Source organism: Streptosporangium sp. NPDC000095 (genome assembly GCF_042899335.1).
Taxonomy (GTDB): domain Bacteria; phylum Actinomycetota; class Actinomycetes; order Streptosporangiales; family Streptosporangiaceae; genus Streptosporangium.
On sequence record NZ_JBIAZS010000017.1, the window covers coordinates 86,059 to 99,429 of the forward strand.

Sequence of the window (13,371 nt, forward strand, 5' to 3'; positions counted from 1 at the left end):
GACTCCATTCGGTTCGTTGACATCACGTACGTCGAGCGGCTCGTAGCCGCCTTCTTCGACGTTGTGGTGATAAGCCTCGCGACAAATCACGACATCTTGTGTCGTGTATTTCTGTAGGGTTTTCGCATGCGTGCCGACCGGCTGGTATCGCTGGTGCTCCTGCTGCGGCAGCACGGCCGGCTGTCCGCGGCCGCGCTCGCCCGCGAGCTGGAGGTCTCCACCCGCACCGTGCTGCGCGACATCGAGGCGCTGTCCGCAGCCGGCGTCCCGGTCTACGCGGAACGCGGCCGGCACGGCGGGTTCGCGTTGTTGCCCGGTTTCAGGACCGAACTCACCGGACTGACCCCTGATGAGGCACTCGCCCTCCTGATCGCCGGATCACGGCGCGGCGCGCAGACATTCGGCCTCGGCTCGGCGCTCGCTTCGGCGATGCTCAAGGTGGTCGACGCGCTACCGGAAAGTTATCGGGACACCGCGGCCGGCGCGGCCGAGCGATTGCTCATCGACCCGGAGAGCGACCTTCTCTCACGTCGCCTGGTCACCGAGGAGGCGCCTGACGCCATAGTGGCCGAAGTTCTGCGCGCGGTGCTCTCCGGGCACCGGCTGCGTATCCACTACGCGGCCGTGGATCAGAGCCCGACGTGGCGCACGGTGGACCCGATCGGCCTGGTCACCGTACGCGATCGGGGCTACTTGCTGGCCACCAGATCCGGCGCGGACCGCACCTACCGGCTGTCCCGGATCTTGGCCGCCGAGGAACTTTCCGAATCCGCACAGCGACCGGAACGGATCGATCTGGACCGAGCCTGGCAGGAACGCAGCACGCGGTTTCGGACCGGCGGCGACCAGGTCACCGTGCTGGTACGGGTGGACCCTGCGCGGCGGGAGGAGCTGGTCGGCACCGCGCTGGCCGTCCGCGCCGAAGAGGCCGACTCGGACGGCCGGCTGCGGATGGAGGTGACCTTCCAGGATCCGAGACACGCCGAATGGGCGCTGTGGCAGCTCAGCACGAACGCGGAGGCCCTGGCCCCGCAATGGCTGCGCGACCGCCTGCGCGACCGGGCCGCCGCGATCGCCGACCGCTACGAAGCGTCATCCTCCTGAGAGTCGTCGCGCCTACTTCGGCAAGGTGAGGATTTCGGCTCCGTCGTCGGTGATGGCGATCGTGTGCTCACTGTGTGCTGTACGGCAGCCTGTCGCGCTCCTGAGCGTCCACCCGTCGGCGTCGGTGACGAGTTTGGCGGTGTCGGCCATCACCCATGGTTCAAGTGCGAGCATCAGCCCGGGGCGCAGCCGGTATCCACGGCCGGGCCTCCCGGTGTTCGAGATGTGCGGCTCCTGGTGCATCGTCGATCCGATGCCGTGACCTCCGAACTCGGTGTTGATCGGATATCCCGCCTCGCTGAGGACCGAGCCGATGGCGTGGGAGATGTCGCCGATGCGCGCTCCGGGCCCGGCGGCCGCGATGCCCGCGTTCAACGCGCGTTCGGTCGCGCTGATCATCGCGACGCTCTCCGGGGGGTTCGAGGCGCCCACGATGAAGCTGATGGCGGAGTCCGCGGCGACTCCGTTCTTGGAGACGGCGAGGTCGAGTGAGAGCAGGTCGCCGTCGGCAAGGGTGTAGTCGTAAGGCAGCCCGTGGAGCACGGCGTCGTTGACGGACGTGCAGATGTAGTGGCCGAACGGCCCGCGTCCGAAGGAGGGCTCGTAGTCGACGTAGCAGGACAGTGCTCCGGCCTCGACGATCATGTCCTGGGTCCATTGATCGATGTCAAGGAGATTCGTGCCCACCGTGCTGCGGCTCTTCAGCGTCTGCAAGATGTGAGCGACCAGGGCACCGGTCTCCTTCGCTCGGGCCAGGTCCGGGGGGTTCAGGATCTCGATCATGCGACGTCCTTCTCAGCAACCAATAACTATCCCGGCAATATTATCCCGACACTAGGGGCTGTGCGGATTTTGGATCTTCAACGGGTTGAAGGCTTCGACCCCATAAGACGGCTCCGCGTAGACGAAGGCCCGCAAGGTGGCCGCCGGGGTCTCGCCGAAGCAGAAGGCAGGTCCCAGCCACTCCTTGATCCGGTCGATGCGCCGCTCAGCCCTTTGTGCGGCCTGCGGAGACCTGGATCATGCCTGACCAGACGGCCGCCTCGGGCGCCACGCAGCAAATCCCTCTGCTCTCAAACCCGTACAGGCCCTAGAATCGAAGCCATGGTCAGGTTGCCGCTCACACCCGCAGAGGTCGAGCGCGGACAGCGTCTCGGTGCCCTGTTGCGTCGCGCCAGGGGGGAGCGCCCGATGCTCGATACCGCGCTGGACGCAGGTGTGTCGCCGGAGACTCTCCGGAAGATCGAGTCGGGCCGCGTGGCGACCCCCGCCTTTCCGACCATCGCGGCGATCGCCGATGTTCTCAGTCTTTCCCTCGACGCGGTGTGGGCCGAGATCAACCAGCCTGACGATGGGGTCGAACCCACGAGATCAGGTCGCAACGCACGTGAACGATTGGCCTCGTAACCCCCAAGCCCGCAGCTGTGTCGTCCGACCTGATCAATCGACCGTTTCGGCCGTTCAGCCGGTTCGGCTCCCGCGAAATCCGCGACCCCTCCATCGGGTCCGCGGTTCCGGGACCGCCCTGGAAGTCGATCGCGTTCAGCACGATCGGGGTGAACTGCCGCAGGTAAGAGCCTGCTGACAAAGGCTTGAGTGCCCGCGGGTAGGGGACCGTAGAGGGCTGGTCCGATCTTGTTGATGTAGCCCTGGTGGGACCATTGGGGCAGTTGGCCACGGAAGCCGTTGGTGTTCTCGATTCCGAGAACGGCGGCCGACTCGGCGGTTTCGGCCAGGCCGCGCAGGCTGGCCCTGGGCACGTCTGCCCAAGCGGCGGCGGCCAGGCCGTCGAACGCGTGCAACTGCTTTGTGCTTGATTGCCGCCCAGGTGAGCCGGTCGGTCTGAGCTTTCCGTCACGCCCAGCCCATCTGCGGCTGAGCGACTGTTCCGCGGCCCATTCCGCTGTGCGGATTGGTCCATTGTCGTGACGTTCCAGTCACTACAGAGTGGGCGCAACGCAAAACGGTCGTTACCTAACGGCCACACGCACGACATCTTCGCTGTCGCAGCGCGAATCTGTAGGGAGCCCAGTGTGGGAACTACGACGGACACCGCCGTGCGGTTCTTCGTCGGCACGGATGTCGGGGGAACGTTCACCGATCTGGTGGTCCTCCAGGACAATCAGCCGCCACGCCTGTTCAAGGCGCCGACAACGCCGCATGACCGGTCAGAAGGCGTGGTCAACGCGCTCGCCCTCGCGGCCGCGTCCTATGACATGAGCCTGCCGGAGTTCTGTGCGGCGATCGCTTACTTCTCGCACGGTACGACGGCCGCCACCAACGCCCTCATCGAGCGCAAGGGAACTCCGACCGCGCTGCTGACCACTCGCGGCTTCACCGACACCATGCTCATCCAGCGATCGATGACCTCCTGGGTCGGCATGGGGGCGGCGACCGGCCACTACAGCCGCCGCCGCAACCCCGATCCCATCGTCCCTCGGGACAGGATCTCCGGCGTCACCGAGCGCATCGACGCCACGGGCGCGGAGGTGGTGGCACTGGACGAGGAGGAGGTGCGCGGCCTGTTGCGGCGTCTGCGCGGCGAGGGCGTCCAGGCACTGGCCGTGTCCTTCCTGTGGTCCTTTGTCAACGCCGAGCACGAGACCGCAGTGGGCCGTATCGTGGCCGAGGAGTGGCCCGAGGCTTATGTGACCCTGTCCCATGAGGTCGCGCCGGTGCTGGGCGAGTATGAGCGGTCCGCCACCACGGTGGTGAACAGCTACCTTGGCCCGGTCATCCGCGACTACGTGGCCGGTCTGGAAGGCCGCCTCAGGAACACCGGATTCACCGGCGACTTTTCGATCATGGATTCTGGTGGCGGGGTCATGCGCGCGGCCGACGCCGCCCAGCGCGCTTCCTCGATGCTCACCTCCGGGCCCGCGGGCGGCGTGCTCGCCTCGGCCGCGCTGGCCCGGCGCCTCGGACACCCGAACGTCATCACTTCCGACATGGGCGGCACCAGCTTCGATGTCGGCCTGATCGTGGACCACGAGCCGCTGGTGGAGCGGGTCAGCGAGGTGGGCGATCTGCATCTCGCGCTGCCGCGCATCAAGGTCACGGCGATCGGTGCCGGCGGCGGTTCGATCGCCTGGGTGGACGAGGCGGGTGTGCTGGCCGTCGGTCCCGAAAGCGCCGGGTCGGTACCCGGGCCGGCCTGCTACGGGCGCGGCGGCGATCGGCCCACCGTCACCGATGCCGACGTCGTTCTCGGCGTCATCGATCCGGAGCGGTTTCTGGGCGGGCGGATGCCGTTGGAGCGGGCGCTGGCGGAGAAGGCCATCCAGCAGCACGTCGCCGATCCGCTCGGACTGACCGTCGAGGAGGCGGCGGCGGGCATCCGGCAGGTGGCAGACAACCACATGGCCGATTTGCTGCGCAAGGTCACCGTCGAGCAGGGACACGACCCGCGCGACTTCACCGTGTACGCGTACGGCGGAGCCGGTCCCACGCACGCCTATGCCTACACCGAGGCCGCCGGCATCGCCACGCTCGTGGTGCCCCCCACATCCACCGTCCACTCGGCCTACGGCACGGTCACCTCCGACAGATATCGGGCGGTGCAGACGACCGATGTGCAGCGGACACCCCCGGGAACCGCCGACCCTGCCGAGCACCTCGACCCGGCGCGGATCAACGCGACACTGGACGAGCTGACGGTCCGGTGCCTGGCCGACCTCGACGACGACCCTCGCGTGCGTCTGAGCCGTATCGTCTACCTGAAGTTCCGGCGTCAGGCGCACGAGTTGCCGCTGGCGGTGCCGGAGGGTGAGGTCACCACCGAGGTGCTGCGGGCGCTGATCTCCGAGTTCCGCGACGCCTACGAACGGTTGTACGGGGCGGGGACCGCACTGCTCGGCGCCGGCGTGGAGTTGCAGACCCTCCGGGTCGAGGGCCGGGTCGGCATCACCAGGATCACCGAGAGCGGCTATCCGGGTTCGGCGCACGCGTCCGCTTCGCTACTCGGTTCGCGGCCGGTGTACTTCCCCGAATGCGGCCGCGTGGACACCTCGGTCTATCACGGTGAGGGGCTCGGCGCCGGGGCGTCGCTCCGCGGTCCCGCCATCCTCGAGTTCGCCGGTACCACCGTGGTGGTCGGCCCGGGTCAGTCACTCGACGTCGACCCGTACAACAACCTCGTCATCGACTGCAGGGGGAACGCGTGACCGCCATCGATCCCGTGACCTTCGAGGTCATCAGGCACCGGCTGCTCGCCATCACCGACGAGCAGGGCGCCACCCTGGCCGCCATCTCCGGTTCCACCCATGTCGTGGAGGCCAGCGACTACAACGTCGGCCTTTACCTGCCTGATGGTTCGGTGGCCGCGATGGGCCGCACCATCCTGTCCCACTCCTCGTCGATGGCGGCCATCACCCGGTCGGTCATCGATGACTGCGCCGACGACCCAGGTATCAATCCCGGTGACATGTTCATCGTCAACGACCCGTGGAAAGGCACCGTGCACGCGCAGGACGTGGGCGTGGTCGCGCCGATCTTCTACCGGGGCGAGCTGCTCGCCTGGACGGGTGCCATGTGCCACATGGTCGACGTGGGCGGGATGACGCCGGGCAGTTTCTGCATCGACGCCACCGACTCCTACCAGGAGGGGTTGCAGATGCCGCCCACCAAGCTCGTCGACGGCGGCAAGGTGCGTACCGACGTCTGGAACCTCGTCCTGGCGCATACACGCATGGCCGCGACGGTGAACCTTGACCTGAGGGCCCTGATCGCCGCCAACAACACGGCGGTCAGGGCGATGACCGCCCTGGCCGACAAGTACGGTGCCGAGACGGTCCGCGCGGTCATGGGCAGCCTCATCGAGTTGTCGGAGAAACGGCTGCGTAACCGGCTGGCCAAGCTGCCCGACGCGCGCCTGCACTCGCGGGCGTTCCTGGACAACGACGGTGGACTGGCTCTGTCGCGGGAGAACGCCACCTACGAGGTGAACCTCGTCCTCACCAAGCGCGGTGACAGCCTGCACTTCGACTACTCCGGCTCCTCGCCGCAGGTGAAGGGCTATGTCAACTGCGCCTTCTCCGGGATGATGGCGGGAATCGCCGCCGCACTGCTGCCCACCCTGGCTTATGACGCGCCGTGGAACGAGGGCCTGTTCAAACCCGTGCATGTGCACTGCCCGGACGGCTTGATCTGCAACGCGGCGCGGCCCGCCGCGGTCAGCGGAGGCGCGCTGGAGGCGGGCTGGCTGGTGGAGATGACCGCCGTCGAGTGCCTGTCGAAGCTGGCGGCTTGCTCCGACGAGCTGATGGCCGAAGCACAGGCCGTGCCGGCGGGCGGACCCGACAAGTTCGTCCTGACCGGGGCGGGAGAGAACGGCAGTCGGCAGACGTACGTGATCATGGACTGCCTGGCCACCGGCGGCGCCGCCTACGCGCACCGCGACGGGGTCTGGACCCAGGGCCAGCACAACATCGAGCGGCAAAAGATCTCCAACGTGGAAGCCGTGGAGATGGATTCCCCGCTGCTCTACCTGTGGCGCGGCCTGGTCGCCGATTCCGGCGGGGCCGGGCGCACCCGCGGTGGCATGAGCATGGGCGCGGTGTACACGGTCCATGGCGGTCGGGACGTCACCGCGCTGAACTCGGCCCACGGCTGGGAAGTGCCCAACTCCACCGGAATCTTCGGCGGTTACCCCGGCGCGCAGAACACCCGCACGGTGATCCACGGCAGCGACGTTCGAGAGCAGCTGGCCGCGGGCCGGATCCCGGCCGTCGACGAGTTGTCGGGCACCCGCCCGATCATGCACGGCCGGCAGGGGCTCTACCACCTCGGCGAGGACGATCTCCTGGCCACGGTTCCGCAGGCGGGTGGTGGATGGGGTGACCCGCTGGAACGTTCCTTGGAGGCGTTGCAGGCCGACTTGGACTTCGGCGCGGTGACGCCGGACGCCGCGGTCCGCGTCTACTCCGTCGTGCTGGACGCCGAGGACCGCATCGACGAGGCGGCGACGCAGATTCGCCGCGCGAAAATCCGGGGCGAACGGCGCGCGTGGCCGGCGGAACGGCCGCTGCCCGCGCAACCGCAGGGGCCCCGGACCAGGCTCCATCCGCTCGGCGACGGCCTCGACGTGATCGCGGTGAACGACGCCCGCTGGGTCGCCTGCCAGTGCGGCGTCGTGCTGGCGCCCATCGCGGAGGAATGGCGCCGATACGCCGGGATGAGCGTGGTGTGGGACGTGCACGCGCTCGGTCACGCCACGCGGCTGGATCAGGAACTGGAGTTGCGCCTGTACGCCTGTCCCGGTTGCGGCCGGTTGCACGCCACCGACGTCGTGCGTCGTGACGCCGCTCACCTGGACGACATCCGGCTCCTGGACGCGGAGGTCTGACGTGGCCCACCTCGCTTTGTGCGCCGCGACGTCCCACGTGGGCGCCATCGTCAAGAACCCGGACGCCGCTCCCGAGCAGTCCGGCAACCTCCACCGGGCCTGGCAGCGCCTGGACGAGGAGATCGCCGGGTTGGAGCTGGACGCGGTCGTCGTCATCGCCACCGACCACTATGAGACCTTCGGGCTGGAGAACTATCCGGTTTTCTGCCTCGGGCTGGCCGCCGAGCACAAGGCGTGGGGCGAGTTCGGCAACCCGTCGGGCGTCGTGGCGGGGCGTCCCGAACCGGCCGCCCATCTGCTCCAGGGCCTCACCGCACGCGGCTTCGACCTGGCTCGCTCGCACACCATGGCGCTGGACCACAGCTTCATGGTGCCGCTCGCCAAGCTGCCGTCCGCGGCGGCCGCGGGAGTCATCCCGCTCTTCGTCAACTGCAACACCCCTCCGCTGCCCAGTCTGAGCCGCTGCCTGGACCTGGGCAGGGCCCTGCGGGAGAGCATCCGCGACCTGCCGGGTGAACAACGGATCGGCGTGATCGGCACGGGCGGGCTTTCGCACTGGGTCGGCCTCCCTCGCTTCGGCGACATCAACGAGGCGTTCGATCATGCGCTCCTGGAGGCTTTCGGTCAGGGCCGGCTCGGCGAGATCGCCGGGTGGGACGACGCCTGGGTCGAAGAGGAGGCCGGCAACGGTGCGCTGGAGCTGAGGACGTGGTTGATCACCGCCGCCGCGGCGGGAGGTCCGGCCCGCGTGCTGGCGTACGAGCCCATGGCGGCGTGGACGGTCGGCATCGGGATCGCCACCTTCGACATCGTGGAGGGTTCCTCATGAGCATCGTCGGGCTCAACCGGCTTGCACGGGATCTCGAACACATTCCGGGGTTGTGTGAGCGGTTCGCCTCCGATCCGGCCGAGGTCCTTGCGGACTACCCGCTGGCTGATCAGGAGCGCACCGCCGTAGTGCGGAAGGACGCGGCCTGGCTCCTGCAGGCCGGCATGAACCCTGTGGCGCTGCGCAATCTCATGGTCACTCTCGGTGTCGCGCACCGTGAGATGTACTCCGAGGGCGTCTGACATGAGCACCACCGGATTCATCGTTCACGGCCCCGGCGGATACCGCGACCAAGCCCACGTCCGCATGGCCGAAGGCGAAGGGCTACGGCTGCCGGGTATCGACCCCCTGCAGATGGAGGCCAGGCTGGCCTTCTTCGCCGCAGCTGCGGCGATGGAGGCCGCCGTCGACGCCGAGCTCATGGCCTATGGCCTGAGCCATCCGCGGTTCAACATCCTCATGGTGCTGCGCAGCATCGACCCCGAGGGCGCCGGGATCGCCATGGGGACGCTGGCCACGCACGTGATGACCACGGCTCGCAACGCCACAGGGCTGGTGGACCTGCTCGAACAGCGGGGCCTGGTCAGCCGTTCCGCCGATCCGTCGGACCGGCGCATCGTCCGGGTCACCAAAACGGCCGCCGCCGACGAACTGCTGGACGAGCTGCTGCCACGCTTCGCCGTCCGGATGGCCGGGGCGTTCGGCGGCTACCGCGACGGCGAGCTGAGAGTCCTCATCGACCATCTCAACCGGCTCCGCTTGGGGTTGGATCTGCCCGCCGTCCGCCAATGAGCCGGGGAGAAAGGGTTCCCATGGATACCAGGATCGAGTTGGTCGGCGTCAGCAAGTCGTTCGGCGGTGCCGCCGCGCTCCAGGAGATCGACTTCGCGGTGCGAAGCGGTGAGGTGCACGCGCTGGTCGGCATGAACGGAGCGGGCAAGTCAACGCTCGTCAAGATCCTTTCGGGCGCGCTCACCCCCGACTCGGGCGAGGTACTCATCGACGGCGGCCGGCACGGGGCACTCACCCCGCGCCGTACCCGTACGCTCGGCGTCAGCATCGTGTACCAGCACCGGACCCTCGTTCCCCAGCTCACGGTCGCGGAGAACATGCTGCTTGGACGCCTGCCCAAGCGAATGGGCGCGGTGGATTGGCGCCGGGCGCACACCGAGGCCGCCATGGCTCTGTCGACGCTGGGCGTTGAGGTATCGACCCGGGCCATCACCGGTGAGCTGGGGCAGGCCCAGCAGACCCTGGTCGAGATCGCGCGTGAGGTGGCGACCGGCGGCAAAGTGCTCATCCTGGACGAGCCCACCGCCAGCCTCGGCGGCGCGGACGCCGTCACCGTGCACGATCTGGTCCGCAAGCTCAGCTCCACCGGCATTTCGGTCATCTACATCTCGCACCACCTGGACGAGGTCCTCGGCTTGGCCGAGAGGATCACCGTGCTGCGTGACGGCCGCAGGGTGACCACGGTCGCCGGAGCGGACATGGACCTGCCGAAGCTGGTCCGCGCCATGACCGGGGAGCGGCTCAACCAAGAGCGCCCGCAGCGGGTCGCCCCCGCTGGAGAGACCGTCATCGAGATCGACGGCCTTGCCTCGGGCAGGCGTCTGGCCGAGCTGACGCTCTCGGTCCGCGCGAGCGAAGTGGTGGCCGTCCTCGGGCCCGCCGGTGACGGTCAGTCCGAACTCTTCCCCCTGCTGAGCGGCCAACGCCGTCCTTCCGGCGGCCGCGTCCGGATCGCCGGCACGGAGGTCGCCTCCGGCAGTGTCGGCGCGGCGCTGAGCGCCGGCCTGCGCTGCATCACCGGCGATCGCCTGGCGCACGGCCTGGTGTCCGGCCTCACCGTCGACGAGAACCTGGATCTGACCCGGCGCGGCCTGGATCGTCCCTGGCTCGTGCGCTGGAAGCGGCTGCACCGGGAGGCCTCCGTGGCGCGTTCTCGCTACGGGGTCACCACGATCCAGGCAAACCCGCCCGTATCAGCTCTGTCAGGTGGCAACCAGCAGAAAGTGCTGCTGGCGAAATGGCTGGACTCGTCGGTGCGGGCATGTCTGCTCGAAGAGCCGACCAACGGGGTCGACGTGGCCGCCAAGTCCGAGATTCACCACCTCATCGACAATCTGGCCGAGCGCGGCACCGCCGTACTGCTGGCCTCCACCGACGTGGAAGAAGTGCTGCGCCTGGCCGACCGCGTCGTCGTCGTCCGCGCCGGGCGGGTCGTCGCCGACCTCCCCGTGGACGGGATCTCCCGGGACGCCCTCGTCTCGCTCACGGTTGGAGGAACCGCATCATGACCGCCATCTCCACCTCATGGCGCAGGGTAGGCCTCGCCGCGCCAACCTGGCTCGTGCGGCACGCGGGCGTGCTGGCCGTGCTGCTGCTGATCGGCCTTTTCGCGACCGCCCGCAGCGACGTCTTCCTGACCGGACCCAATCTGCTCAACGTGTCCCAGCAGATCGCGGTCGTCGCCGTCCTGGCCGCGGGGTTGACGCTGCTGATGACCGCGGGCGGCATCGACTTCTCGCTGGGTGCCATCGCTGCCGTCGCCCACGGGGTCACCGCGCAGCTCATCGTGGCAGGGCTGTCCGACGGGCTGGCGGTAGTGCTCGTGCTCGCCATGGGGGCTGTGATCGGATTGGCCAACGGCGCAATGATAACGCTGTTCAATGTGACACCCTTTGTCGCCACGCTGGCCAGTTCGACGGCGCTCGGCGGGACGGCCCTCCTGATCATCGACGGGCAGAGCGTCTCGATCGGCGACCACCTGCTGATGATCGGATTCGGTGAGGTGCTGGGCGTCATCCCTGTGCTCGTCGTCATCGCCACGGCCGTCTGCGCAGCCGTCGGAGCGCTCATGCGCTGGACGGCCTTCGGCCGTAACGCCTTCGCCATCGGCGGAAACGAGAGCGCGGCCCGCCTGTCCGGCATCCCGGTCGTCCGCACCAAGCTGCTGCTCTACACCCTCGGTGGGCTGCTTGCCGCCCTGGGCGGCGTGATGCTCGTGGCCAGGCTCGGTGCGGCCAGTCCCGGCGCCGGAGGCCTGCACCTGGAACTGACCGTCGTGGCCGCCGTGGTCATCGGGGGCACAGCGCTGCACGGCGGCAGCGGCACCATGGTCGGCACCGTCCTGGGGGTGCTGCTCTTGGGAGTGGTCGCCAACTCCCTCAACCTGCTCCAGATCAACCCCTACTACCAGGACGTCGCGCTCGGCGCCGTCCTCGCCGTCGCCGCCATCGCCAACCACCTGCGCGCCCGGCGAACCTGAGCCTCACCCCCCACCGGAAGGAATTCCCATGCCCAGTCACCGCGTCTTGGCGGCCCTCACTTCAGCGGCCGCGTCCACCCTTCTGCTCGGCGCCTGCTCGGTCAGCACCTCCACAACGGGGGCCGAGTCGGCGGCCGTGGCTCCGGAAAAGCAGCTGACCATCGGATTCGTCAACGGCAACACCATCGAATTCCACACCTGCCTGCAGAAGTCGATGCAGGCCAGAGCCAAGAGCGCGGGCGTCGACCTGCTGATCGCGCAGTCGGCCATGGATCCGGCGAAGGAGCTCTCCAACATCGACGACATGATCGCCAAGCGGGTCGATGCGATCATCGTGCAGACCGTCAACATCGACGCGCTGGAGGGGGGCGTGACGAGGGCCAACCGCGCCGGCGTCCCGATCTTCCTGACTTCGGTCGCAGCGGTCGACCAGAGCAAGATCCTCGGTGCGGTCATCACGGACGTCAAGAAGGTCGGGCAGGAACTGGGCGAGTGGATCGTCGAGGACACCGGTGACTCGGTTGCCGAGGTGGCGGTGATCGGCGGCGCCCCCGGTGCCGCCGCGGACCTGATGAACGACGCCTTCAAGACCAGTCTGGGTTCGCACGCGAAGCTCGTCTTCGACCAGCCGGCGCTCTGGCAGCGCGCCAAGGCCCAGGACGTCGCCGAGAACCTGCTCCAGGCCTACCCCAAGGTGAAGTACGTCTTCGTGCACAACGAGGACATGGCCCTTGGTGCGCTGGCGGCGTTCAAGAGCGCCGGGCGTACGGGCATCAAGATCGTTACCAACGGTGGCAGCGAGGCGGGGATCAAGGCCGTGGAATCCGGCGAGTTCGCCGCAACGGTCAGCAACACGCCGCGCAGCGTCGGTGAGATGGCGATCGACAACGTCGTGGGGCTGCTCAAAAAAACAGAAGGGGTGCCGAAAATCGCCACAGTTCCTGACATGCTGGTCACTCAGGACAATACCGACAAAGCGCCACCATACTGCCTGTAAGGGACGCCATGGCCGCAGAATTCGCCGACCGCACACCCACCACGATGCCCTCCCGCCGCCGCGGCGTACGCGCCGTTGACCGCGCGCTCGACGTGCTCACCGCCTTCAGCGCTGCCCACCCCCGCCTGCAGCTCTCAGAGCTGGCCGAGGCGGCAGGGCTGCCGAAGACGAGCACGCACCGCATCGCGGTGACGCTCGTCGAACGTGGCTTTCTCCGCCAGGACGACGACGGCGCCTACACTCTCGGCCGCATACTGCTCGAACTCGGCAGCCTGGTCTCCACGACCACCGAAGTGGCCCGGCTGACAGCCGCGGCAGCGGATTTCCCGCTGGCAGGCGGAGAGGCATTGCTCGTCGCGGAGGTCGACTGGCTCGACAAAAGCCTGATGATCACGACCAAGCTCAAGGCCCCACACAGTCCCGCGGCGCTGTCGCCGGTCGGCCGCCGCTCCGTCCTGGCCAACGGGTGCGTCAGCCTGGCCATCCTCAGCGGCCTGCCCATGGACGAGGTGCGAAGCCTGCTTCCCCATCTGCGCTTGGCGCAGCGCACGGCGGCCAGCATCACCGACCCGGAGGAGTTCCTGAGGGAGGTCGAGGCGGCGCGCAACCGCGGGCACGCCACCGAGATCGAGGAGTTCCTCCCCGGCATCGCCGGAGTGGCGGTACCGGTGATGTCCGCCGGGCGCCCGATCGGCGCCGTCGCCGTCTGCGGCCCGACCGCTCACCTGCCCCGGCGCAGGCTCAACGCTCTCGCCCTCGACCTCAAGCAGCTGATCAGCAGGGCGCTGCCACCCCATACCCACAAAGCCGTATCAGGAGGATGAAGA

12 protein-coding genes are annotated in these 13,371 nt (G+C 68.4%); 11 read left to right on the top strand and 1 reads right to left on the bottom strand.

Annotated elements, in window-relative coordinates; all coding sequences use genetic code 11:
• Positions 1-126 precede the first annotated feature (126 nt).
• Positions 127-1,104, top strand: a complete 978-nt coding sequence (locus ACFY3V_RS31285; protein WP_389778468.1) for a helix-turn-helix transcriptional regulator — start codon at positions 127-129, stop codon at positions 1,102-1,104.
• 12 nt (positions 1,105-1,116) lie between these two features.
• On the opposite strand, the gene map is transcribed toward ACFY3V_RS31285, so the two are convergent.
• Positions 1,117-1,887 carry a type I methionyl aminopeptidase gene (map, locus tag ACFY3V_RS31290; protein ID WP_389778470.1) on the bottom strand — a complete coding sequence of 257 codons (771 nt, stop codon included), beginning with the start codon at positions 1,885-1,887 and terminating at the stop codon, positions 1,117-1,119.
• Between the two features lie 321 nt (positions 1,888-2,208).
• On the opposite strand from map, the gene ACFY3V_RS31295 reads away from it, so the two are divergent.
• The 10 genes from ACFY3V_RS31295 to ACFY3V_RS31340 all read left to right on the top strand — a co-directional run bounded on the left by ACFY3V_RS31295 (position 2,209) and on the right by ACFY3V_RS31340 (position 13,368).
• Entirely contained in the window at positions 2,209-2,511 is a 303-nt protein-coding gene (locus ACFY3V_RS31295) for a helix-turn-helix transcriptional regulator (protein ID WP_389778472.1), read from the top strand.
• Between the two features lie 626 nt (positions 2,512-3,137).
• Positions 3,138-5,267, top strand: a complete 2,130-nt coding sequence (locus ACFY3V_RS31300) for a hydantoinase/oxoprolinase family protein (protein WP_362904534.1) — start codon at positions 3,138-3,140, stop codon at positions 5,265-5,267.
• Complete coding sequence (locus ACFY3V_RS31305; protein WP_389778475.1) at positions 5,264-7,447, top strand: hydantoinase B/oxoprolinase family protein; 2,184 nt, start codon at positions 5,264-5,266, stop codon at positions 7,445-7,447. Before ACFY3V_RS31300 ends, ACFY3V_RS31305 begins: the two co-directional genes overlap by 4 nt.
• 1 nt (position 7,448) lies before the next feature.
• Positions 7,449-8,276 carry a hypothetical protein gene (locus ACFY3V_RS31310; RefSeq protein ID WP_362904538.1) on the top strand — a complete coding sequence of 276 codons (828 nt, stop codon included), beginning with the start codon at positions 7,449-7,451 and terminating at the stop codon, positions 8,274-8,276.
• A complete protein-coding gene (locus tag ACFY3V_RS31315) occupies positions 8,273-8,518 on the top strand; it encodes a hypothetical protein (RefSeq protein WP_389778478.1) in 246 nt (81 codons plus the stop codon). The genes ACFY3V_RS31310 and ACFY3V_RS31315 overlap by 4 nt, the downstream gene beginning before the upstream one ends.
• Before the next feature lies 1 nt (position 8,519).
• The gene (locus ACFY3V_RS31320; RefSeq protein ID WP_362904542.1) at positions 8,520-9,068 is read left to right on the top strand and encodes a MarR family transcriptional regulator; all 549 of its coding nucleotides are present in this window, start codon (positions 8,520-8,522) and stop codon (positions 9,066-9,068) included.
• Positions 9,069-9,088: 20 nt separating this feature from the next.
• Positions 9,089-10,576, top strand: a complete 1,488-nt coding sequence (locus tag ACFY3V_RS31325) for a sugar ABC transporter ATP-binding protein (protein WP_362904544.1) — start codon at positions 9,089-9,091, stop codon at positions 10,574-10,576.
• Positions 10,573-11,547, top strand: coding sequence for an ABC transporter permease (locus ACFY3V_RS31330; protein WP_389778480.1), 975 nt, complete (start codon positions 10,573-10,575; stop codon positions 11,545-11,547). The genes ACFY3V_RS31325 and ACFY3V_RS31330 overlap by 4 nt, the downstream gene beginning before the upstream one ends.
• A gap of 28 nt (positions 11,548-11,575) precedes the next feature.
• The gene (locus ACFY3V_RS31335) at positions 11,576-12,544 is read left to right on the top strand and encodes a sugar ABC transporter substrate-binding protein (RefSeq protein ID WP_362904548.1); all 969 of its coding nucleotides are present in this window, start codon (positions 11,576-11,578) and stop codon (positions 12,542-12,544) included.
• A gap of 8 nt (positions 12,545-12,552) precedes the next feature.
• Positions 12,553-13,368: an IclR family transcriptional regulator gene (locus ACFY3V_RS31340; RefSeq protein ID WP_389778483.1), complete on the top strand. Its 816-nt coding sequence runs from the start codon at positions 12,553-12,555 to the stop codon at positions 13,366-13,368.
• Positions 13,369-13,371 lie beyond the last annotated feature (3 nt).

What these genes read in the sequence shown, in the direction of transcription:
- ACFY3V_RS31335 (WP_362904548.1), top strand. Translation starts at nt 11,576, where the DNA reads ATGCCCAGTCACCGCGTCTTGGCGGCCCTCACTTCAGCGGCCGCGTCC.
- ACFY3V_RS31330 (WP_389778480.1), top strand. Translation starts at nt 10,573, where the DNA reads ATGACCGCCATCTCCACCTCATGGCGCAGGGTAGGCCTCGCCGCGCCA.
- map (WP_389778470.1), bottom strand. Translation starts at nt 1,887, where the DNA reads ATGATCGAGATCCTGAACCCCCCGGACCTGGCCCGAGCGAAGGAGACC.
- ACFY3V_RS31325 (WP_362904544.1), top strand. Translation starts at nt 9,089, where the DNA reads ATGGATACCAGGATCGAGTTGGTCGGCGTCAGCAAGTCGTTCGGCGGT.
- ACFY3V_RS31315 (WP_389778478.1), top strand. Translation starts at nt 8,273, where the DNA reads ATGAGCATCGTCGGGCTCAACCGGCTTGCACGGGATCTCGAACACATT.
- ACFY3V_RS31340 (WP_389778483.1), top strand. Translation starts at nt 12,553, where the DNA reads ATGGCCGCAGAATTCGCCGACCGCACACCCACCACGATGCCCTCCCGC.
- ACFY3V_RS31295 (WP_389778472.1), top strand. Translation starts at nt 2,209, where the DNA reads ATGGTCAGGTTGCCGCTCACACCCGCAGAGGTCGAGCGCGGACAGCGT.
- ACFY3V_RS31285 (WP_389778468.1), top strand. Translation starts at nt 127, where the DNA reads ATGCGTGCCGACCGGCTGGTATCGCTGGTGCTCCTGCTGCGGCAGCAC.
- ACFY3V_RS31320 (WP_362904542.1), top strand. Translation starts at nt 8,520, where the DNA reads ATGAGCACCACCGGATTCATCGTTCACGGCCCCGGCGGATACCGCGAC.